Below are 20,440 nucleotides of genomic sequence, written 5' to 3'. Positions count from 1 at the left end.
CGGGGCCGCCCCCGGAACCCCTCCTACCGGGCGGTTACCGCTCGGGCGGCCCGTCGTGCAGGATCCGCTGGAAGAGCCGGTGGTCGCGCCACTCGCCGTCGATGTGCAGATAGCGCGGCGCGAGCCCGTACTCCTGGAAGCCGGCCTTGTGCAGGACACGCTGGGAGGCGGCGTTGTGCAGCACGGTGCCCGCCTCGACGCGGTGCAGCCCGAGCTGGTCCAGCGCCACCCGGCAGGCCTCCTCGACGGCCCGGGTGGCCAGGCCGCGCCCGGTCTGCTCGGCGTCGATCCAGTACCCCAGACTCGCGCTGCGCAACGGCCCGAGCGCCACCCCGGACAGCGTGGCGAGCCCGACGATCCGCTCCCCGTCGGCGAGCACGATCCGGTGCGCCCCCACGTCGGAGAGCCGTTCCGCCTGCCCGGCGGGCGTGTAGAAGGCATCGGGCCGGTGCGGCTCCCAGGGCCGCATGTGCTCCCGGTTGCGCAGCAGGGCCGCGGCGAGGGCGGTGGCGTCGTCGAGGACCGCGGGACGGAACGTGATCATGCCCGTACGGTAGAACGCCGACGCTTCCGGGCGTGCCCGGGGCCCGCTCAGCCGTCCGCGTACTTGGCGTCGGCCGCCGGGTCGAGGGCCAGGCGGTAGCCGCGTTTGACCACGGTCTGGACGATCCGGGGGGCGCCAAGTGCCGTACGGAGTCTGGCCATCGCGGTCTCCACGGCGTGTTCGTCCGTGCCCGAGCCGGGTAGCGCGCGGAGCAGTTCGGCGCGGGCCACCACCCAGCCGGGGCGCCGCGACAGCGCCCGCAGCAGGGCCATTCCGGCCGGCGGTACGGGGCGCAGGGCGCCGTCCACCAGGGCGGCGTGGCCGCGGATCTCGACGCGGTGGCCGGCCAGCGGCAACACCCTTGCACGGGCCGGGAGTTCGGTGCACAGCAGCTGGACCAGCGGGCCGAGGCGGAAGCGTTCGGGGGCGAGCGTGGGCACCCCGCGGGCCTGCAACGGCAGCGCGGTGACCGGGCCGACGCAGACGGCCAGCACCTCGTGGTGGAGCGCGTACAGCAGCTCGGCGAGCATGCCGCGCTCCTCGGCCCGGGACAGCAGGGAGGCCGCGGCCGGGGCGCTGGTGAAGGTGAGCGCTTCCAGGCCGCGCGAGACGGCCGCGTCCAGGAGCCGGTCGAGGGGCGCGATGTCCTCCGGCGGCATCCACCGGTACACCGGCACCCCCACCACCTCGGCGCCGCCCGCGCGCAGCGACTCCACGAAGCCCGGCAGGGGTTCGCCGTGCAGCTGGATCGCGATCCGCCGGCCCTCGACGCCCTCGGCGAGCAGCCGGTCGAGCACCTCGGCCATCGACTCCGAGGACGGCGACCACTGCTCGGTCAGCCCCGCGGCCCGGACCGCCCCCTTGACCTTGGGCCCGCGGGCGAGCAGTTCGACGCCCTTGAGCGTCCTGAGCAGTTCGTCGCCGATCCCCCACCCGTCGGCCGCCTCGATCCAGCCGCGGAACCCGATGGCGGTGGTGGCGACCACCGTGTCGGGCACCCTGGCGATCAACTCCCGGGTGGCGCCCAGGAGTTCACTGTCGTCGGCGAGCGGCACGATGCGCAGGGCGGGCGCGTGCAGCACGGCGGCCCCGCGGCGGGTGAGCAGCGCGGCGAGCTCCTCGGCACGGCGGGCGGCGGTGACGCCGACGGTGAACCCGGCGAGCGGCCCGTGCGGCCCGGCCACTTCTGGTCCTGCGGACATGACTCTCCAGGGGGTGGTGCGGTGGCGACCGAGCCTGCCAAGGGGGCGTGACGCACGCGGTTCACCTCGGTTTCCCTGCTGTTACGTCACACCCCGGCGATCAGGATCACACCTCGGCGTAGGCGGGCGCGGGCACGGCGGAAGCACCGGTTCGGGCGGGTCGGCGCACGTATACCGCCCAGGTGACCGTGGAGCACACCGCGTAGCAGGCCAGGAAGGCCGCGAAGGCGGTGGTACCGGTGCCCGCGGTCTGGAAGGACTGCCGGAAGGCGAGGTTGATGGCGAGCCCGCCGAGCGCGCCGAGCGCCCCGATGAGCCCCATGGCCGCCCCCGAGAGCCGCCGCCCGTGGGCCGCGGCGGCCTCCCCCACCAGCCCCCGCGCGAGCGCCTTGGCCTGGAAGATGCCGGGGATCATCTTGTACGTGGAGCCGTTGCCGAGCCCGCTGAGCACGAACAGGGCGATGAACCCGGTCAGGAAGACGGGCAGCGACTTCTGGACGGAGGCGTACAGGACCACTCCGGTGGCGGCGGCCATCGCGGCGAAGTTCCACAGCGTGATGCGGGCGCCCCCGTACCGGTCGGCGAGCCGGCCGCCGAGGGGCCGGATCACGGAGCCGAGCAGCGGGCCGACGAAGGTGAGCGAGGCGGCCTGCAGCGGGGTGCGCCCGAACTGGGTCTGCAGGACCAGGCCGAAGGCGAAGCTGTAGCCGATGAAGGAGCCGAAGGTCCCGACGTAGAGCAGCGCCATGATCCAGGTGTGCGCGTCCCGCAGCGCCTCCTTGGCGGTGCCGGTGTCGTTGCGTACCGGCGCCAGGTTGTCCATCCGCAGGGCGGCGGCGAGGGCGGCCAGCACGATCAGCGGCAGGTAGACGGCGAGCACGATGCGCGGGTGGGTGGCGCCCGCGGTGGAGATGACCAGCAGCCCGACGAGCTGCACCACCGGTACGCCGATGTTGCCGCCGCCCGCGTTCAGCCCCAGCGCCCAGCCCTTCTTGCGGAGCGGGAAGAAGGCGTTGATGTTGGTCATCGAGGAGGCGAAGTTGCCGCCGCCGATCCCGGCGAGCGCGGCGACCAGGAGGAAGGTGGTGTACGAGGTGCCGGGCCGCATGGCGAGGTAGGCGGCGACGGCCGGCACGAGCAGCAGCAGGGCGCTGATGACGGTCCAGTTGCGGCCGCCGAAGCGGGCCACGGCGAAGGTGTACGGGATGCGGGCGAGGGCGCCGACGAGGGTCGCCACCGAGATCAGGAAGAACTTGCCCGCCGGGTCCACCCCGTACCCGGGTCCCATGAAGAGCACCATGACCGACCACAGGCTCCAGATGGAGAACCCGATGTGTTCGGAGAACACGGACAGATACAGGTTGCGGCGGGCCACCCGCTCGCCGGTCTCCCGCCAGAAGGTGTCGTCCTCCGGCTCCCACCGCTCGATCCAACGGCCAGCCATCATGCCTCCACGGTCGGTTTGCGTCTCGTGGGAGCGACCGTAGGGACGGGGGGTTTCGGCCACGTGCCGCCCGGTGACCGGGGTGCAACCTTGTCTTCACGGGTGCCGGGCGGCGGCGGTGAGACCGCCGCCGCCCGGCACCTAGGCGCCGCGGGTCGTCGGGCCGCCGGGGGCCTCGACCACGCCGGTGCGGCGCAGCTTCTGCCAGCGCAGCCGGCCGCCGGTCACCGCGGTGATCCAGGACTGGAGCAGCACGACGTACATCAACTGCCGGTACAGGACCTGCTGGAGCGGCAGCGACAGCAGATGGGTCAGGCGTTCCTTGTCGAGCCGGAAGGCGTAGGCGGCACAGACCGCCTGGATCATGAGCACGCCGAGCCAGGCCAGGATCGTCTGCTGGGTCTTGCCGAAGACGATCCCGTACAGCAGGAAGATGTCGATGAGCGGGGCGAGCATCGGGGCGACCACCATGAACAGCGCCACCAGCGGCAGGCCGAAGCGGCCGAAGCGGCCCGAGGGGCCCCGGTCCTTGATGGCGCCGCGGTGCTTCCAGATCGCCTGCATGGTGCCGTACGACCAGCGGTAGCGCTGCGACCAGAGCTGCTGGACGGACTCGGGGGCCTCGGTCCAGGCGCGGGCGTTCTCGGCGTAGACCACGCGCCAGCCGTCGCGGTGGATCGCCATGGTGATGTCGGTGTCCTCGGCGAGGGTGTCCTCGCTCATGCCGCCGACCCGCTCCAGGGCCTGGCGGCGGAACGCGCCGATCGCGCCGGGGATGGTGGGCATGATGCCCATCAGGTCGTACATGCGGCGGTCGAGGTTGAAGCCCATCACGTACTCGATGTGCTGCCAGGCGCCGATGAGCGAATTCCGGTTGCCGACCTTGGCGTTGCCGGCGACGGCGCCGACACGCAGGTTGCCGAAGGGCTGCACGAGTTCGCGCACGGTGGTCGGCTCGAAGACGGTGTCGCCGTCCATCATCACGACGATCTCGTAACGGGCGTGCGCGATCCCGTTGTTGAGGGCGGCGGGCTTGCCCGCGTTCTCCTGCCGCACCACCCGCACATTGGGCAGGCCGAGCGCCTCCACGATGTCGGCGGTGCCGTCGGTCGAACCGTCGTCGATGACGATCACTTCGATCGGATGATCGCTGGCCATGAGCGAACGAACGGTATTGGCGATGCATTCGCGTTCGTTGTACGCGGGCACCAGCACCGAGACCGGTTCGGTGACCGGAGGGCCCCACTGGAAGTCGCGCTTGCGGACCTTGCGGGCGTGCACGAAGGAGAGCACCAGCATCAGGCCGAAGCGGGCGAAGACCAGCACGCCGACGATGGCGAGGCCGACGACCAGGACGTCGGTGGTGTGCTCGGCGACCTGGACGGCGCCGACGAACGCCCTGCCCTTCCACAGGTCCATGCCGCTGACCGGGGTCAGCGCGCTCGGGGCGCCCAGCGCGTCGGTGAGGTTGACGAAGGTGTAGCCCGACTCCTGCATGTCCGGCAGGAACTTGTCGAGCGCGGCCACGGTCTGCGAGCGGTCGCCGCCGAAGTCGTGCATCAGGACGATGGCGCCCTTGTTGTCCTCCGGGGTGGCGTTGTGGATGATCTTCTTCACCCCGGGCCGCTGCCAGTCCTCGCTGTCGGTGGAGTCGAGCGCCACGATGTAGCCGCGGCTGCCGACGTACTGCACGACCGGCCAGGTGTCGTTGTCGATGGCGTCGGCGAAGGAGGAGTACGGCGGCCGGAACAGCGAGCTGTGGACACCGGCGGCGCCCGCGAGCGCGAGCTGGTTCTCCGCGAGCTCCCGGTCGATCCGCGACTTCGACTGGTAGGACAGATCGGGGTGGTTGAAGGTGTGCAGACCGACCTCGTGGCCCTCGGCGACCATGCGCTTGATGAGGTCCGGGTAGCGCGAGGCGTTGGTTCCGGTCACGAAGAAGACGGCGTGTGCGTGGTACTTCTTCAGCTCGTCCAGGACCTTCGGCGTCCAGGTGGGGTCCGGGCCGTCGTCGAAGGTCAGGACCAGCTTGTGCTTCGGTATCTGCAGGCTGACCGGCTTTCCGGGGGTGCGCGCGTCGATGACCGGCCCGCCGTCGATGATCTTGTCGGGCACCTTGTCGGTGGGTGCGGGGTCGCGGACGCGGTGGTCGGCGGAGATCTCACTGTGCACATAGCCGCGCAGCATGAGCATGGCGACGAGTGCGCCGAGGAGCAGCAGCGGCAGCAGATACCGCATGGGCAGCCGCTTGCGCCGCGGGGCCCGCTTCTTGGCCTGGGTGGTTCGCATGGGAGGTGTCGTTACGCCTTCGGGGCCGGTACGCCGTGAAATGCCGTACGGGGTTGGTGCTCAGGGCCGGTGTCCGGGCCGTGATCTGGGGGGGGAGGCTCGGACAGCGGTGGTCAGATGCGGGTCGTGCCTGCTGAGGGGGATGCCTTCAGCGCGGACGGCTTGTGGGAGGAACCGGCGCTCGGGGAGGTCTTCCCCGTCGGGCTGTGCCGTGTGCTGGGGCTGCCGCTCGGCGAGTGCGCCGGCTTGGACGCCTTGTGCGCGGGCGGCTTCGACGCGCTGTGCGGCGGGGCGCTCTCCTTCGGAGGCTCCTTCGGCTCCGGGGCCTTCGAGGTGGGGGCCTTGGGCGACGGCGTCACAGCGCCGGGCTTGCTGCCGTCGGGCAGCGTCAGGCCGGGGGCGCGAGCTCCGTCGCCGAGCAGGGAGCCGACGAGGGCGACGGCGAAACCGGTGCAGGCGAGCCCGAAGATCCAGCCGAGCCACCGGACCTTCTTGCCGCGCCGCCCGCTGGCATCGACGAACACCGGCCCGTCGCCGCCCTGCTGGGCCGGGACGACCGGCAGCGGCGCGGCGGGCGCGCCGGGCTGGGCGGCCAGGATGTTCGGGACCGTATCCGTTCGGATGGTCTCCGGGGCCGCGGTCCGCTGGACCGGCACCGGCTTGGTCAACTCCACCGCGAAGGCGCCGAGTTGCATCGTCGCGTCGCGCGGTGCGCGCTCGTCCGCCGGCCGGGCGTCACTGAGCCGTCCGCCCGGCCCACCCGTTATTCGACTGTCCATTTCCGTACGCACTCCCTGAATGTGTTTCGCGGGTAGCGCGCACGACTCTCGGGGCACCGCCTCCGGAACAGGGAAACCTCACCCGTTCCGGGCGCCCCCACCATCCCGCCGCACCCGGGCGATGAATGTAGCGCACGAGCCTGAGACATGTGGCCACGTATCACGTGAAGTTCACCTCCAGCGCCCCACATGCGGGGCATTGCCCACCATCAGGGACATGTCGGCCTCCGGCAGCCAGCTTCCGGCCGGTCGCTCCAGCCAGCCGTGCTCCGCCGCGGCCCCGGCCGCGACCCGCCGCAGCGCCGTCACTCCGGGATGGGTCAGCCCCCGGCGCCACACCAGGGAGACCGGCGCCAGCGGTACGGGCCCGGTCAGCGGACGTACGACCATGCCCGGGACCGCCATGAACTCGGTGCTGGCCAGCACCGACCAGCCCCGCTTGCGCACCACCCGGACGAACTCCTCCTCCCCCGCGATCTCCGGGAACGGCGCGGCCGCCCGGATGCCGCGCCCCGCGAACAGCCGCTCGGCGAGGTCGGTCCACTCGGCGGTGGCCGGATTGCCCGCCGCCACGTACAGCGTCTCGCCGGCCAGCGCGTCCAGCGGCACCTCGGCAAGACCCGCGAGCCGGTGCTCCTCGGGCAGCAGCACCGCCATCCGCTCGTACCGCACCGGCTGGTGGCCGAGCCCGGCGAGCAGCGCCGGGTCGAGCCCGGCCACCCGGCCGAAGGAGACGTCGAGCCGGCCGGCCAGGATCTCGGCGGCGGCTCCCGTGAGCCCGCTGATGAACCGGGCCACGAACTCGACGCCCGGGGCCTGTTCGCGGGCCTCGGCGAGCACCCGCGCACCGGTGCCGACGGGCGCCGAGACGTCCACGAGCAGCGGCCGCGCGGGCCCGGCGCCCGCCCAGGCGGCGCGGAGTTCGTCGTGGGCGGAGAGCACCCGGCGGGCGTACGGCAGCAGCCGCGCCCCGTCCGCCGTCAGGGACACGGCACGGGTGGTGCGGACGAAGAGTTCGGCGCCCAACTCCCGCTCCAGGCGCCGGATGTCGCGGCTCAGCGCCTGCTGGGCGACGAACAGCCGGGCGGCGGCCCGGGTGAAGTGCAGTTCCTCGGCGGTCGCGGCGAAGGCGCGCAGCAGCCGGGGGTCGATGTCGTGGGGCACGCGCGGCAGTCAACAACATCACGGGCGTTGACAACAAGAGTGGGTGAATGGGCGCTGATCAGGTGTTGGACCCCTTCGCCCGGGTCCCGAAGGATCGGGACATGCCGCAAACGACCCCGCTCACCCGCCGCCCGAACCCGTACATACGCCTCTTCCGCATCCCGGGCGCCCGCGCCTTCACCCTCGGCAACCTCATCGCCCGGCTCCCCATGGGCATGTTCAGCGTCAGCGCCGTGATCATGATCGCGGGTTCGCGCGGCTCGTACGCGCTGGCCGGTGCGGTCACCGCCACCGGACTCGCCGCGACCGCCCTGGTCGCCCCGTGGACGGCCCGGCTCGTGGACCGGCACGGCCAGGCCCGGATCGCCGTACCGGCCACGACGGTTGCGGTGCTCGGCTCGCTCGCGCTGCTGCTGTGCGTGCACTTCGGCGCCCCCGACTGGACGCTGTTCGCCGCGTACGCCGCGACCGCCACCACCCCCAACACCGGCGGCATGTCCCGCGCCCGCTGGGCCCATCTGCAGCGCGAGGACCCGGCGGGCCTGCACACCGCCAACTCCTTCGAGCAGGCCGCCGACGAACTCTGCTTCATGCTGGGCCCGGTCGCCGCCGCGTTCCTCTGCTCGGCCCTCTTCCCCGAGGCCGGAACCCTGGTCGGGGCGGTCCTGCTGATGACCGGCATGCTGCTCTTCACCGCCCAGCGCACGACCGAACCGCCCACCGCTCCCCGTACGGCATCCGCCAAGTCCCCTGTCCGCACAAGGGGGTTCGCCCCGCTGCTCGCGGTCTTCTTCGCCACCGGCGCGGTGTTCGGCTCCCTGGAGGTGGTGACGCTCGCGTACGCCGCCGGGCTCGGCCACGCCTCGGCGGCGGGCCCGGTGCTCGCCCTCCAGGCGGCCGGATCGTGCGCCGCCGGGCTCCTGTTCGGGTCGGTGCGCCCGGCACGCAGCCTGCCCCGGCGGCTCGTGGCCTGCGTCGCGGCCATGGCGGCGCTGATGTGCCTGCCGCTGCTCGCGGCGCGGACCACCGGCTCGCTCGCGGTGCTCGCGGCCGCCCTGCTGTGCGCGGGCGCCGCCACCGCGCCCACGATGGTCACCGGCATGACACTGGTCCAGCGCCGCACCCCCGAGGGGCAGTTGAACGAGGGCATGACCCTGGCCGTCACCGCGATCCTGGGCGGCATCGCGGCCGGTTCCGCGACCGGCGGCCAGGTGATCGAGCGAGCGGGCGCCGCGCTGGGCTACTCCGTCCCGGTCTGCGCGGCGGTGCTCGCCCTGGTGGTGTGTGTCTGGGGACACGGGCGGTACGCTGCACCGCCCCGATGAGAAGCGGGGCGTCCCCCTCCGCTTGAGTGCGCGGCGTATCAGGAAAGGCCCGTCCCCATGGCCATGAAGAAGTCGACCATCCAGCAGCAGGTCGCCGAGGCGATCATGCAAGCCAATCCGCAGGACCGCCCGATCGTCACGATCCAGGCGATAGCGGGCCCCAGCGTCTGGTTGATGAGCATGTTCGGCGTCATAGGCCAGGCCTTCCTGACGTACTACTTCATCACCGTGACCCAGCAGGCCGTGCTGCTCCACCGGGCCAGCCGGATGAGCAACCGCCCGCAGGAGATCGTCTTCGCGATCCCGCCGGCCGAGGCGATGCGGATGATCGGCGACGTCAAGCGGAACACCCTGTGGAGCTCGTTCCGCTGCCAGCTGCCCGGCCGCCCGAAGCCGACCCGCATGAACGTGCACCGCCTCTGGCGCAACGAGATGGACCAGCTCCTCGGCATGCTGACCGGCCGGCCGGTCGCCTGAGTACGACCCCGAGCACGACAGAGGCCCGGTCGCTCGAAAGCGACCGGGCCTCTGCCTCACATGGGAATTGTGGAGATGGCGGGAATCGAACCCGCGTCCAACGGTGCAAAAACAGGGCTTCTCCGTGTGCAGTTCGCTGCGATTTTCTCGGCCCCGGCAATCACGCGAACAAGTCGCCGACGGGCCCAGTCACTGTTGGATTTCCTTCTGGGCCCCGTGACCGGGTCTAGAAGTTTAGTTCCCTAGCTGATGCCAGGATCCGGGTCGGGAACAGCCCCGGGCTGACACTTCGCAAGTCGCTACTTAGGCAGCGAGGGCGAAGGAATCGCGCTTGGTGTTGGCGATTATTGTTTGCGACATATGGTTTACGAGATCATTGCCGCTTCCTCGACACGCTTCCCCTGCTTCGACATCCGCTGTCGAAACCGATCATCCCCATGTTGTGTTTTCAAAACGTACACCTTCTGTGAGGTGCACGGTCCATCGTACGTGACCGATGCCCGAGGGTGCCAGCCTATTCCGCGCGGTGCTGACGCAGGCTCGCCCGCTCCTTCCGCTTGACGGCCGAGATGGCCCGGTCCGTCTCGCGCCGGTCCTGCTTCTCGCGCAGCGTCTGCCGCTTGTCGTACTCCTTCTTGCCCTTCGCCAGGGCGATCTCGATCTTGGCCCGGCCGTCCTTGAAGTACAGCGCGAGGGGCACGATCGTGTGACCCGACTCCCCCGACTTCGACTCCAGCTTGTCGATCTCGGCCCGGTGCAGCAGCAGCTTCCGCTTGCGCCGCGCGCTGTGGTTGGTCCAGGTGCCCTGGGCGTACTCCGGCACGTGCACGTTGTGCAGCCAGGCCTCGCCGCCGTCGATCTGCACGAACCCGTCGACCAGCGAGGCCCGGCCCTGGCGCAGCGACTTCACCTCGGTGCCGGTCAGCACCAGACCGCACTCGTAGGTGTCGATGATGAGGTAGTCGTGCCGTGCCTTCTTGTTCTGCGCGACCAGCTTGCGCTTGCTGTCCTTCTCTTTGTCCTTGCCCGTGTTCTTAACCATAGTGCGGCCATTTTCGCACTATGGCGCAACAGGTTTACGACGTACCGCCCAGGCCGCTCAGCACGGTCTCGGCGTGCTGGAGGGGCTGGTCGGTGACCGGCAGGTCGGGGGTGATGCCCTTGCCGTCGAGCCCGTGGCCCGCGGGGGTGCGGTAGTGGCCGACGGTCAGCTCGGCGACCGACCCGCCCGGAAGGCCGGTGGGCATCTGGACCGACCCCTTGCCGAAGGTGCGCGAACCGACGGTGACCGCTCTGCCGCGGTCCTGCAGCGCGCCGGTGAGCAGTTCGGCCGCGCTCATGGTGCCGCCGTCGATCAGCACGACCAGGGGTCTCGCCGTGCACTCGTCGTCGTCCGCGTACAGCGCCCGCTGCTTGCCGTGCACGTCGTACGTGGCGACGAGACCGCCGTCGAGGAAGGCGGAGGCGGCGGTGACGGCCTCGGTGACCAGGCCGCCGCTGTTGCCGCGCAGGTCGAGCAGGATCCCGGCGTCCTTGGGGGCCCGGCGCACCGCGGACCGTACCCGCTCGCCGGAGCCCTTGGTGAAGGCCGCCACCTTGATCATCACGGCCGTGGCGGAGAGGTTCTGGACGTCCACGGCCTCGGTGTCCAGGACCGCCCGGTCCAGTGTGCGGCTCCAGCCGCGGGTGCCGCGCTGCAGGGCGACGACGACCTTGCTGCCGGCCGCGTCACCGCGCAGCCGGGCGACCACGTCCGTGACGGGCTGCCCGGCGGCCGCCCATCCGTCGACGGAGCGCAGGACGTCGCCGGCTTCGATGCCGGCGCGGGCGGCGGGCCCGCCGGGCTGGACCCCGGTCACCGCGATCCGCCCGTCGCCCAGGCGCCCGACCCAGAGCCCGACGCCGGTGTACCTGCCGTCGAGGGCGGCCGCGTACTGCTCGTACTGCGCCTTGTCGTACACCGCGCCCCAGCGGTCGCCGCTGCGGCCGACGGCCTCCTCGGCGGCGCGGGCGGGGGACTTGCCGTCGGCCTCGGCGCGGGCGGCCGCCCCGGACACGTCATCGGCGGTGCGGTCCACGTCGCGTGCCGGGTGCCCCGCGCGCGGGTTACCGGCCGCGGCGGCCGGTAACACGGCGGGGGTCCGCCCGGCGCGCGGCAGGCAGTCGGCCGCGGCCGCCGTCGCGAGGACGCCCGCGAAGACCAAGGCCAGAGCCGTCCCGCGGCGCACGCCGCGGGACTTGGGACAGAAGTCCGGACCCGACATGGCGCCGAGTCTAGGACAAACGTCGGGCGCCGTAGGGGGTGTTGCTCCTACGGCGCCCGGGGCGTGTGTCACACGCGGGGTCAGACCTTGAGGTACTTGCGGAGCGCCAGGAAGGCCGCCACGGCGGGCATCAGGACGCTGGAGGCGAGCACCAGCGGGAGCTTCGCCAGCACGGCGTTCCAGCCGATGAACTTGATCAGACTCAGGTTCTGCGCCAGCGACATGCCGTGATCGATTATGAAGTAGCGCGCCATGACGAGGAGTCCGGCCGCCCCGATGCCGCCGAGCAGTCCGGCGAACGCGGCCTCCATGATGAACGGCGCCTGGATGTAGAAGCTGGACGCACCCACCAGGCGCATGATGCCGGTCTCGCGGCGACGGCTGAACGCGGAGACCCGGACCGTGTTCACGATCAGCATCACGGCGACGATCAGCATGATCGTCATGACCGCGAGGGCCGCCGCGTTCATGCCGTTGAGGATCTTGAAGAGGGTGTCCAGGGTGCCGCGCTGGTCCTGCACCGACTCGATGCCGTCCCGGCCCGCGAAGGCGGTCGCGACCACCTTGTACTTCTGCGGGTCCTTCAGCTTGACCCGGAACGACTCCGGCATCTGGTCGGGGGTGATGGAACTGGCCATCGGGGTGCTGCCGTACTGGTCCTTGTAGTGCTTGTACGCCTCGTCCTGCGACTCGTACACCACGCTCTGGACGATGTCGAGCTTCTTGAGGTCGGCCTCGATGTCCTTCTTCTGCTGGGCCGTCACGGCGCCCTTGGCGCACCGGGTGACGCTCTCGGCGTCCGCCTTGTTGCAGAGGAAGAGGGAGACGTTGACCTTGTCGTACCAGTAGTCCTTCATGCTGTTGACCTGGTCCCGCATCAGCAGCGTCCCGCCGAACAGGGCGAGGGACAGGGCGACCGAGACGACGACGGCGATCGTCATGGTCAGGTTGCGGCGGAGACCGACCCCGATCTCCGAGAGAACGAACTGAGCGCGCATGGCGACGATTTCAGCCTTTCAGTGCTCGACGAGTGCTCTACGGCGCTCAGTGCTGGTAGCCGTAGACGCCGCGCGCCTGGTCGCGTACGAGGCGGCCGGACTCCAGCTCGATGACGCGCTTGCGCATCTGGTCGACGATGTTCTGGTCGTGGGTCGCCATGATGACGGTGGTACCGGTCCGGTTGATCCGGTCGAGCAGCTTCATGATGCCGACGGAGGTCTGCGGGTCGAGGTTGCCGGTCGGCTCGTCCGCGATGAGCAGCATGGGCCGGTTGACGAAGGCGCGCGCGATCGCCACGCGCTGCTGCTCACCACCCGACAGCTCACCGGGCCTGCGGTCCTCCTTGCCGCCGAGCCCGACGAGGTCGAGCACCTGCGGAACGGCCTTGCGGATCTCGCCGCGCGGCTTGCCGATGACCTCCTGGGCGAACGCGACGTTCTCCGCGACGGTCTTGTTGGGGAGCAGCCGGAAGTCCTGGAAGACCGTGCCGAGTTGGCGCCGCATGTGCGGCACCTTCCAGTTGGAGAGCCGGGCCAGGTCCTTGCCGAGCACATGCACCTGCCCGTGGCTGGCGCGCTCCTCACGCAGGACGAGCCTCAGAAAGGTCGACTTCCCGGAACCGGACGAGCCGACAAGGAAGACGAACTCCCCCTTCTCGATGTCGAGGGAGACTTCCCGCAGGGCTGGTCGGTTCTGCTTGGGATAGGTCTTGGAGACATTGTCGAATCGGATCACGGGTGCACCACGGGTCGGCCGGGAGTATAGGTGTGCGTGACCTTACGCGAACCGGACGAGGCCGCGCAGGCCACGTCCAAGGATGCCCCTTATGTCCCTTGGGTTGCGGGTGCAGGACCGGGATGAATCAGGCGGCGCGCGCCGAAACGCGCGGGAGCTGGCACAGTGGTAGGGGGAACGGTTGCGTTTCCCTGAGCGTTGAGCGGAGAGATAGCGGGTTGATGGCTGTATGCGCCGGCTCCGCCGCGCGGGAGGAGGAGAGCGCATGACCTATGACCGACTGGTGTGCGCCAACTGCGCGGCGCCTGTGAGCGAGGGCCGCTGCCGCGTGTGCCGGGCGAACCGGGAGCGTCTGCAGCAGGAGAGCAATCCGTGGGCGTCCCTGAGCCCGGCGGCGCTGCTGACCCTGCTGATCGTGCTGCTGGGAGCGCTGGCCCTGCTGGCCCACTAGGCCACCTGGACTGCGGTCCGTACACGCAAGAGGGCCCCGGGTGCCATCCAGCGCCCGGGGCCCTCTTGCGTACTGTCTGCCGCTTACTGCTTACGCGACGTTACGGCCGCTGACGAGACGCGGCATGAGGCGGAAGCCGACGCCACCCGCGATCATGGTCGCGGCGCCGATGAGCAGGAAGGTGGTCCCGCCCGCACCGGTGGCGGCCAGCTGCTCCTTGGGCTTGCCCTGCTCGACCGGCTGCGACCCGAGGGTGTCGGGGTTGGTGCCGGTGTTGCCAGTGGTGCCGGTGGACCCGGTGGTGCCCGTCGAGCCCGTGCTGCCGGTCGAGCCGGTGCCGCCCGTCGAACCGGTGGAGCCGGTGCTGCCGGTCGAGCCCGTGGAACCGGTGGAACCGGTCGAGCCCGTGCTGCCCGTGGACCCGGTGCTGCCGGTCGAGCCCGTGGAGCCCGAGGTGGTGGAACCGGACGAGCTGGTCGAGCCGGTCGAACCCGAGGTCGTGGACCCGGTCGAGCTCGTGGAACCCGTCGAACCAGAGGTCGTCGAACCCGTCGAGCTGGTCGAACCGGTCGAACCGGACGTGGTGGAACCGGTCGAGCCGGTCGAACCCGTCGAACCGGAGGTCGTCGAACCCGTCGAGCTCGTGGAACCGGTCGAACCGGACGTGGTGGAACCGGTCGAGCCGGTGGAGCCCGTCGAACCGGAGGTCGTGGACCCGGTCGAGCTCGTGGAACCCGTCGAACCGGACGTGGTGTCACCGGTCGAGCCGGTGGACGTGGAACCGGTCGAGCCCGTCGAACCAGAGGTGGTGTCACCCGTGGTGCCGGAGGACGTGGAACCGGTCGAGCCCGAACCGCCCGTGGTGGTGCAGATCGGGGAGGTGGGGTTGTCGCAGGGCGAGCCGACGGCCGCCTTGGTGCTGGTCCCACCGCTCACGGACTCGCCACCGACGGCCTGGGCCGCCCCCGCGGCGGTCAGGGACGCGCCGGCGGCAATCACCGCACCGGCTGCTATCCGAGCGACGCGGACCCGCGTGTTCTTGGTCATCTGCTTGCTACCCCCAGTAGCTGTCTCGTCATGGAGCAGCGCCCGGGGCGGCAACGCCGGGGGAGCAATAGGGCCCCTCCCCTGTCACACGCGCCCCAGAATTACGCATGCCGCGCGTTAGCTTTGCCAGTTTTAAAGATGGCGTCAAGGTCGTTGCGTACGCGATGCCCGAAATCGCCCAACTTGCCTGGCGTACGGGAATACGACTGTGACAGAAGACCGGAACTGGCCCCTCCCGCAGGCGAGTTCCGATGTCGACAAAGCGCCGAGTCGCCCATGTCCCCGCTTGCGCCAGCGAATTCGGCGCCACCGCATACTCTGGCCCCACCGCGCACCGCACCACCACCGGGGACACACATGACCAGCACAGCAGCCGACACCGAGCAGCGAGACGCCGGCGGCTGGGCCGCACGCGTCACCGACGCGCTGGAACCCAAGAACTGGATCCTCGCCGTCACCCTGCTCATCGGCTGGCACGCCGGCCGCGTCGGCGGGGTCGCCTGGGGCCTGTGCGCCGGGGTGTTCTCGGCCGTCATACCCATCCTGTGGATCACCTGGGGCGAGCGCCGCGGGTACTGGGGCGACCGTCATGTCCGGCGCCGTCAGGACCGGCTGATCGTCATCCCCGGCATCATGCTCTCGGTCGCGACCGGGCTGACCCTGATGCGGGTCTTCGACGCACCCCGCGAGGTCCTCGCGCTCGTCGTCGCGATGCTGGTCTGCCTGGTGGTGTTCCTCGGCGTCACGGCCTTCTGGAAGATCTCCTTCCATACGGCGGTCTCGTCCGGGGCCGTCACCATGCTGATCCTCGCCTACGGGCCGTGGGCGTGCGCGCTGTGGCCGCTCGTCGTCCTGGTCGGCTGGTCCCGGGTGGTGCTGCGGGACCACACGCCCGCGCAGACCGTGGTGGGGGCCGTCGCGGGGGCGGTCATCGCGGGGCCGGTGTTCGACGCGCTGAGCTGAGGCCGGGTACGCGACGACGCCGGGCCCCGAACGAGGGGGCCCGGCGTCGTCGTCCGCGTACGGGGACTACTTCTCCTGCTGCTTGCGCCAGCGGATGCCCGCTTCCAGGAAGCCGTCGATCTCGCCGTCCAGGACCGCCTGCGGGTTGCCGACCTCGAACTCGGTGCGGAGGTCCTTGACCATCTGGTACGGGTGCAGGACGTACGAACGCATCTGGTTGCCCCAGGAGTTGCCGCCGTCGCCCTTGAGGGAGTCCATCAGCGCCTGCTCCTCCTGGCGGCGGCGCTCAAGGAGCTTGGCCTGGAGGACGTTCATCGCGCTCGCCTTGTTCTGGATCTGCGAGCGCTCGTTCTGGCAGGAGACGACGATGCCGGTGGGGATGTGGGTGATGCGGACCGCGGAGTCCGTGGTGTTGACGCCCTGGCCGCCCGGACCCGACGCGCGGTACACGTCGATGCGCAGCTCGGACTCGTCGATCTCGACGTGGTCGGACTGCTCGACCACCGGCAGCACCTCGACGCCCGCGAAGGACGTCTGGCGGCGGCCCTGGTTGTCGAAGGGCGAGATGCGGACCAGGCGGTGCGTGCCCTGCTCCACCGAGAGCGTGCCGTAGGCGTAGGGCGCGTTGACGACGAAGGTGGTCGACTTGATGCCGGCCTCTTCTGCGTACGAGGTCTCGTAAACCTCGGTCTTGTAGCCGTGCCGCTCGGCCCAGCGCAGGTACATGCGCTGGAGGCGCTCGGCGAAGTCGGAGGCGTCGACGCCGCCGGCCTCGGCACGGATGTTGACCAGCGCCTCACGGGCGTCGTACTCGCCGGACAGGAGGGTGCGGACCTCCATCTCGTCCAGCGCCTTGCGCACGGAATCCAGCTCGGCCTCGGCCTCGGTGCGGGTGTCCGGGTCGTCCATCTCCTCGGCGAGCTCGAAGAGCACCCCGAGGTCGTCGATCCGGCCACGCAGGGCCTCGGTCTTGCGCAGCTCCGCCTGGAGGTGCGACAGCTTGCTGGTGATCTTCTGTGCCGCCTCCGGGTCGTCCCACAGGGACGGGGCGGCCGCCTGCTCCTCAAGCACGGCGATGTCCGCCCGCATCTTGTCGAGGTCCAGGACGGCCTCGATCGACCCCATGGTCGAGGAGAGGGACTTCAGCTCTTCGGATACATCGACGACTGCCACGGGTCCAGCGTAACGGCTGCGCGCTCCGGCGTTCCCCGGGCCGTCCGGTCGGCACCCCCTAGGGGACGACGGGCGCGGAGTTCTTGGTGTCCTGCGGCGGGTGCTGTTTGCCCGAATCGTCACTCAGGGCGAGCCAGCCGCCCACGCCGACGGCCGCCGCGAGGACGACCGCCGCCGACGTCAGGACCAGGCGGCGCTTGCGGACCTGGTCGGCGCGGTGGCGGGCCGAGCCGGGACGCGGGGCGCCCGAGGAGCGGGGGGCGCGAGCGGTGCCCAGCGGACCGCCGGCCAGCTCGTCGGGGGCGGGCACGCGCATGCTGGTGTGGGTGTCGCGGTTGGCGGAGTCGTGGGGCGCCCCGGGCACCAGCGGGACCGCGCCGCGGCGCGGGGTGGTGGGGGTGGTCGGGTACGGATCCTCGTACGCCTCCTCGTCCTCGGCCTCGTCCGCGTCCGGCTCGTCCACGTCGAGCGGGGGCATGCCGGCGACCAGGGGGAGCAGTTCGCGCAGCCGGACCGAGAGTTCCGAGGCGCGCAGGCGGGAGGCCGGGGCCTTGGCCAGGCACTGGACGATCAGCTGCCACAGCTCGTCCGGGATGCCGGGGAGCGGGACCACGGTCTCGGTCACGTGGCGGCGCAGGACGGCGCCGGGGTGGCCGCCGCCGAACGGCGTGAAGCCCGCGAGCAGTTCGTACAGCACCGTCGCGAGGGCGTAGATGTCGACCGCCGCGCGCGGCGGGAGGCCCTCGACGATCTCCGGCGCCAGATAGTCCGGGGTGCCGATGATCCGCGTCGCCTTGGTCCGGCGCGGGGTGTCGATGAGCTTCGCGACGCCGAAGTCGGTGAGCAGGGCGGGGTGGGCGCCGCCGGGACCGAGCGGGCCCTGCATGTCCAGGAGGATGTTCTCCGGCTTGACGTCCCGGTGGACGACACCCGCCGCGTGGGCCGCGGCGAGGCCGTCGGCGACGTCCGCCGCGATGGCGACGGCCGCCTCGGGGGCGAGCCGGCGTTCGCGGTCCAGGCGGGTGCGGACGTCGGTGCCGCGGATCAGGTCCATGACCAGGGCGAGGTCGTTGCCGTCCACCACCAGGTCGCGCACGCCCACCACGTTGGGGTGGTCGAGGCCGAGCAGGGCGGTGCGCTCCTGGACGAAGCGGCCGACCAGCTCCTGGTCAGCGGCCAGATCCTCGCGCAGCAGCTTGATGGCGACGGGGCCCTCGGGGCCGTCGCCGAGCCACACCGTGCCGGCGCTGCCGCGGCCCAGGATCTGGTGGGCGGTGTACCGGCTGCCGATATTCCGTGCCAAGACTGCTCCCTCAGCGGCTGGCTGTGCACGCTGAGGCTACGCGGCCGGGACGCCAACCTTCACTTCTGGCGCCGAAATCACCCTCTGGAAGTCGACAAATCCACGAAGTCGCGTCCCGGCCAGGCGGTTCACAGGCCGGTGCCAGGCCGTTCACAGGCCGGTACGCACTACTTTCCGGAGCCGCTGATGCTCTTGATCCAGCCGGATACCGTCGAAATCCCGTCACCGATCGCCTGCCAGTAGCCCTTGCCCTGCGCGACCCAGTCCTGGAGCGGCGTCAGATCCCAGATCAGCCAGCCCGCGACGAAGAGCAGCAGGAACGTGAAGAGGCAGCCCTTCAGACAGCCAAGACCCGGGATCCGCATCCGGTTCGGGCTGCGCCGACGCGGCTCGCGGGGCTCCCGGGGCTCGCGCGCCGGGGCCTGCGGCTGCTGCGGCGGGGGCTGCGGGGGCGCGTACTGCTGGCGCTGAGGAGGCGCAGGATAACGCGCGGCGCCAGCCGCTCCAGTGGAGCCGGTGCTTGCACCGGGGTACTGCTGAGGCTGGTGCTGGTAGGGCTGCGGCGGCGGGGCGTACTGCTGGCGCTGCGGCGGCTGGGGCGGCCGGCCCTGCTGGTAGCCCTGCGGGGCCTGCTGGCCGTACGGCTGCTGGCTCTGCTGGCCGTAGCCCTGCGGGGGCTGCTGCTGGCGGTGCGGGCGGCGGCGCAGCGGGTCCTGCTCGGGGGACAGAAAGCCGACCTGGGTCTGCTCGTTGCGGTCGCGGGCCGCCTGGAGCTGGGACTGCCAGGGGTGCGGCTCCTCCGGGCGCGGGGGCTGGCCCGGCGGCACGGGCGGCATGGCGGTCGTCGGGGCCGCGGCGCCGCCGTGCGGGGGCCGGCCCGGCGTGTGCGGCATGACCGAGGTGCGCGCGGCCGGGTCGTACGAGGCCGCGTTACTGGGCAGCACCTGCGTGGGGTCGGCGGCGCCGGGAGCGTCCGGCACGGGGGCCGGCGCCGGGTCGGGCGCGAGCAGGGCGCCCACGCCGTCCGCCGCCTCGACCTGGGCGGCGGTCGAGTGGACGCCGATGCCGGCGGCCACCACGCGCAGCCCGCGCGCCAGGTTCTCCGCGCTCGGCCGCCGGTCCGGGTCCTTGCCGAGGCAGCGCTCGATGACCGTCCACAGCGGTCCCGGCACGGTGGTGGGGCGGCGCGGCTCCTCGCTCAGATGGCGGTGGAGGACTTCGAGCGCGGTGCCGCCCGCGAACGGCGGACGGCCGGTGACCAGCTCGTACAGCAGGATTCCGGCGCCGTAGATGTCGACGGCGGAGGTCTGCGGGCGGCCCTCGGCGGACTCCGGCGCGACATAGGCGGGTGTGCCCACGAACTCGTGCGTCCGGGTCAGGCCCGGGGAGTCCGCCAGGCGCGCGATACCGAAGTCGGTGAGCATCGGGTGCATCGCGCCGTCGCGCTCGTCCAGGAGGACGTTGGCGGGCTTCAGGTCGCGGTGGACGACGCCGTCGGCGTGGCTGGCGGCGAGCGCGTCCGCGATCTGCGCGGTGAGCAGGGCGGCGGCGACCGGGGTGAGCGGGCCGTTCTCGCGGATGTAGCGGTGCAGGTCGGGACCGTCGATCAGGTCCATGACCAGGGCGAGCATGTCGCCCTCGACGACCAGGTCGCGGGTGCGCACGATGTTGTCGTGGCGCAGCCGCAGCAGGACGGAGCGCTCGCGCAGGAAGCGCATCACCACGTCCGCGTCGTTGGCGAGCTCTTCCTTCAGGACCTTGATCGCGACGGTCTCGCCCGGCTGGCCCGCGACGGATGCCTCGGAACCCGCGGTCTCGCGCTGGCGGGCTCGCCAGACGGTGCCCGTGGCGCCGCGTCCGAGCGGCTCCTCGAGCAGGTACTTGCTGCCTACCGGCCGCACGTCATGCGCTCCCTGCTGCTCGCTTCACTTGCTGTGGGGGTTTTCCGGCCCACTCTAGTGCCGCCCCCGACGCCGCAGACGGGTCGTACGGTCGGCGCCACCAGGTTGTTCACGGTCTTCTCATGCTGCACAGGCAAGACGCTGTCTTCGCACGGAAGGTTGCCGAACGGCCGTGCCCGACATCCCCTGCTCAGGCCGCACTCGGTCGCAACCAGCCACTTTTCCGTCCACTTTTGCTCCCTCAGCCGACCAATCAAGATCAATTCGAGGTGGGCGACGGGCGTGTTGTCAGTGGCAGGTGCGAGGATGCCCTCAGCACGAAATGTGTGCCGGGTGGGGGGAATCACAGCGCTGCTCCCCTTCTTGGCACCCCCGCGCAG

At 71.3% G+C, this 20,440-nt stretch carries 18 protein-coding genes and 1 other RNA gene; 5 read left to right on the top strand and 14 right to left on the bottom strand.

Annotation, left to right across the window (positions count from 1 at the left end):
- Positions 1–34: 34 nt before the first annotated feature.
- From ACIQ8J_RS26085 to ACIQ8J_RS26060, 6 genes are all read right to left on the bottom strand, one after another.
- Positions 35–544, bottom strand: a complete 510-nt coding sequence (locus ACIQ8J_RS26085; protein WP_403274813.1) for a GNAT family N-acetyltransferase — start codon at positions 542–544, stop codon at positions 35–37.
- A gap of 47 nt (positions 545–591) precedes the next feature.
- Positions 592–1,746, bottom strand: a complete 1,155-nt coding sequence (locus ACIQ8J_RS26080) for a uroporphyrinogen-III synthase (RefSeq protein ID WP_403274811.1) — start codon at positions 1,744–1,746, stop codon at positions 592–594.
- Positions 1,747–1,852: 106 nt separating this feature from the next.
- Complete coding sequence (locus tag ACIQ8J_RS26075; RefSeq protein WP_403274903.1) at positions 1,853–3,190, bottom strand: MFS transporter; 1,338 nt, start codon at positions 3,188–3,190, stop codon at positions 1,853–1,855.
- A gap of 141 nt (positions 3,191–3,331) precedes the next feature.
- Complete coding sequence (locus ACIQ8J_RS26070) at positions 3,332–5,428, bottom strand: bifunctional polysaccharide deacetylase/glycosyltransferase family 2 protein (RefSeq protein WP_403274901.1); 2,097 nt, start codon at positions 5,426–5,428, stop codon at positions 3,332–3,334.
- Positions 5,429–5,592: 164 nt separating this feature from the next.
- Positions 5,593–6,258, bottom strand: coding sequence for a hypothetical protein (locus ACIQ8J_RS26065; protein ID WP_403274809.1), 666 nt, complete (start codon positions 6,256–6,258; stop codon positions 5,593–5,595).
- A gap of 171 nt (positions 6,259–6,429) precedes the next feature.
- The gene (locus tag ACIQ8J_RS26060) at positions 6,430–7,422 is read right to left on the bottom strand and encodes a LysR family transcriptional regulator (protein WP_403274808.1); all 993 of its coding nucleotides are present in this window, start codon (positions 7,420–7,422) and stop codon (positions 6,430–6,432) included.
- A gap of 101 nt (positions 7,423–7,523) precedes the next feature.
- Here ACIQ8J_RS26060 and ACIQ8J_RS26055 point away from each other — a divergent pair, with 101 nt between their 5' ends.
- Both ACIQ8J_RS26055 and ACIQ8J_RS26050 read left to right on the top strand, forming a co-directional pair.
- Positions 7,524–8,747: an MFS transporter gene (locus tag ACIQ8J_RS26055; RefSeq protein ID WP_403274806.1), complete on the top strand. Its 1,224-nt coding sequence runs from the start codon at positions 7,524–7,526 to the stop codon at positions 8,745–8,747.
- A gap of 57 nt (positions 8,748–8,804) precedes the next feature.
- Positions 8,805–9,224: a hypothetical protein gene (locus ACIQ8J_RS26050; RefSeq protein WP_403274805.1), complete on the top strand. Its 420-nt coding sequence runs from the start codon at positions 8,805–8,807 to the stop codon at positions 9,222–9,224.
- A gap of 67 nt (positions 9,225–9,291) precedes the next feature.
- Here the strand turns inward: ACIQ8J_RS26050 and ssrA are convergent.
- The 5 genes from ssrA to ftsE form a co-directional block, all read right to left on the bottom strand.
- Positions 9,292–9,661: a transfer-messenger RNA gene (gene ssrA / locus ACIQ8J_RS26045) on the bottom strand.
- Between the two features lie 77 nt (positions 9,662–9,738).
- The gene (gene smpB, locus ACIQ8J_RS26040) at positions 9,739–10,266 is read right to left on the bottom strand and encodes an SsrA-binding protein SmpB (RefSeq protein WP_403274803.1); all 528 of its coding nucleotides are present in this window, start codon (positions 10,264–10,266) and stop codon (positions 9,739–9,741) included.
- A gap of 34 nt (positions 10,267–10,300) precedes the next feature.
- Positions 10,301–11,488 (bottom strand): S41 family peptidase, encoded by a 1,188-nt coding sequence (locus ACIQ8J_RS26035; protein WP_403274801.1) that lies wholly within the window; start codon positions 11,486–11,488, stop codon positions 10,301–10,303.
- An 80-nt stretch (positions 11,489–11,568) separates the two neighbouring features.
- Positions 11,569–12,486: a permease-like cell division protein FtsX gene (ftsX, locus tag ACIQ8J_RS26030; protein WP_399048350.1), complete on the bottom strand. Its 918-nt coding sequence runs from the start codon at positions 12,484–12,486 to the stop codon at positions 11,569–11,571.
- 46 nt (positions 12,487–12,532) lie between these two features.
- Positions 12,533–13,222, bottom strand: coding sequence for a cell division ATP-binding protein FtsE (gene ftsE, locus ACIQ8J_RS26025; protein WP_053727228.1), 690 nt, complete (start codon positions 13,220–13,222; stop codon positions 12,533–12,535).
- Positions 13,223–13,487: 265 nt separating this feature from the next.
- Here ftsE and ACIQ8J_RS26020 point away from each other — a divergent pair, with 265 nt between their 5' ends.
- From ACIQ8J_RS26020 to ACIQ8J_RS26010, 3 genes are all read left to right on the top strand, one after another.
- Positions 13,488–13,673 (top strand): hypothetical protein, encoded by a 186-nt coding sequence (locus ACIQ8J_RS26020; protein ID WP_403274799.1) that lies wholly within the window; start codon positions 13,488–13,490, stop codon positions 13,671–13,673.
- 265 nt (positions 13,674–13,938) lie between these two features.
- Positions 13,939–14,841 carry a hypothetical protein gene (locus ACIQ8J_RS26015; RefSeq protein ID WP_403274798.1) on the top strand — a complete coding sequence of 301 codons (903 nt, stop codon included), beginning with the start codon at positions 13,939–13,941 and terminating at the stop codon, positions 14,839–14,841.
- Between the two features lie 236 nt (positions 14,842–15,077).
- Positions 15,078–15,683, top strand: a complete 606-nt coding sequence (locus ACIQ8J_RS26010; RefSeq protein ID WP_403274796.1) for a phosphatase PAP2 family protein — start codon at positions 15,078–15,080, stop codon at positions 15,681–15,683.
- A gap of 66 nt (positions 15,684–15,749) precedes the next feature.
- On the opposite strand, the gene prfB is transcribed toward ACIQ8J_RS26010, so the two are convergent.
- The 3 genes from prfB to ACIQ8J_RS25995 all read right to left on the bottom strand — a co-directional run bounded on the left by prfB (position 15,750) and on the right by ACIQ8J_RS25995 (position 20,060).
- A complete protein-coding gene (gene prfB / locus ACIQ8J_RS26005) occupies positions 15,750–16,856 on the bottom strand; it encodes a peptide chain release factor 2 (RefSeq protein WP_403274795.1) in 1,107 nt (368 codons plus the stop codon).
- Positions 16,857–16,914: 58 nt separating this feature from the next.
- A complete protein-coding gene (locus tag ACIQ8J_RS26000; protein WP_403274794.1) occupies positions 16,915–18,159 on the bottom strand; it encodes a serine/threonine-protein kinase in 1,245 nt (414 codons plus the stop codon).
- Between the two features lie 167 nt (positions 18,160–18,326).
- Entirely contained in the window at positions 18,327–20,060 is a 1,734-nt protein-coding gene (locus ACIQ8J_RS25995; protein ID WP_403274792.1) for a serine/threonine-protein kinase, read from the bottom strand.
- Between the last annotated feature and the right edge of the window lie 380 nt (positions 20,061–20,440).

The organism is Streptomyces sp. NPDC094147, assembly GCF_044764265.1.
In the GTDB taxonomy this organism is placed as follows: domain Bacteria; phylum Actinomycetota; class Actinomycetes; order Streptomycetales; family Streptomycetaceae; genus Streptomyces.
Note: the sequence above shows the minus strand (reverse complement) of the source record. Positions and strands in the feature narration are given on the sequence as shown.

Bases quoted from the DNA above. Each gene is read 5' to 3' on its own strand.
- ACIQ8J_RS26085 (WP_403274813.1), bottom strand. From the start codon at position 544: ATGATCACGTTCCGTCCCGCGGTCCTCGACGACGCCACCGCCCTCGCC.
- ACIQ8J_RS26080 (WP_403274811.1), bottom strand. From the start codon at position 1,746: ATGTCCGCAGGACCAGAAGTGGCCGGGCCGCACGGGCCGCTCGCCGGG.
- ACIQ8J_RS26065 (WP_403274809.1), bottom strand. From the start codon at position 6,258: ATGGACAGTCGAATAACGGGTGGGCCGGGCGGACGGCTCAGTGACGCC.
- ACIQ8J_RS26050 (WP_403274805.1), top strand. From the start codon at position 8,805: ATGGCCATGAAGAAGTCGACCATCCAGCAGCAGGTCGCCGAGGCGATC.
- ACIQ8J_RS26075 (WP_403274903.1), bottom strand. From the start codon at position 3,190: ATGGCTGGCCGTTGGATCGAGCGGTGGGAGCCGGAGGACGACACCTTC.
- ACIQ8J_RS26070 (WP_403274901.1), bottom strand. From the start codon at position 5,428: ATGCGGTATCTGCTGCCGCTGCTGCTCCTCGGCGCACTCGTCGCCATG.
- smpB (WP_403274803.1), bottom strand. From the start codon at position 10,266: ATGGTTAAGAACACGGGCAAGGACAAAGAGAAGGACAGCAAGCGCAAG.
- ftsX (WP_399048350.1), bottom strand. From the start codon at position 12,486: ATGCGCGCTCAGTTCGTTCTCTCGGAGATCGGGGTCGGTCTCCGCCGC.
- ACIQ8J_RS26020 (WP_403274799.1), top strand. From the start codon at position 13,488: ATGACCTATGACCGACTGGTGTGCGCCAACTGCGCGGCGCCTGTGAGC.
- ACIQ8J_RS26055 (WP_403274806.1), top strand. From the start codon at position 7,524: ATGCCGCAAACGACCCCGCTCACCCGCCGCCCGAACCCGTACATACGC.
- ACIQ8J_RS26035 (WP_403274801.1), bottom strand. From the start codon at position 11,488: ATGTCGGGTCCGGACTTCTGTCCCAAGTCCCGCGGCGTGCGCCGCGGG.
- ACIQ8J_RS26010 (WP_403274796.1), top strand. From the start codon at position 15,078: ATGACCAGCACAGCAGCCGACACCGAGCAGCGAGACGCCGGCGGCTGG.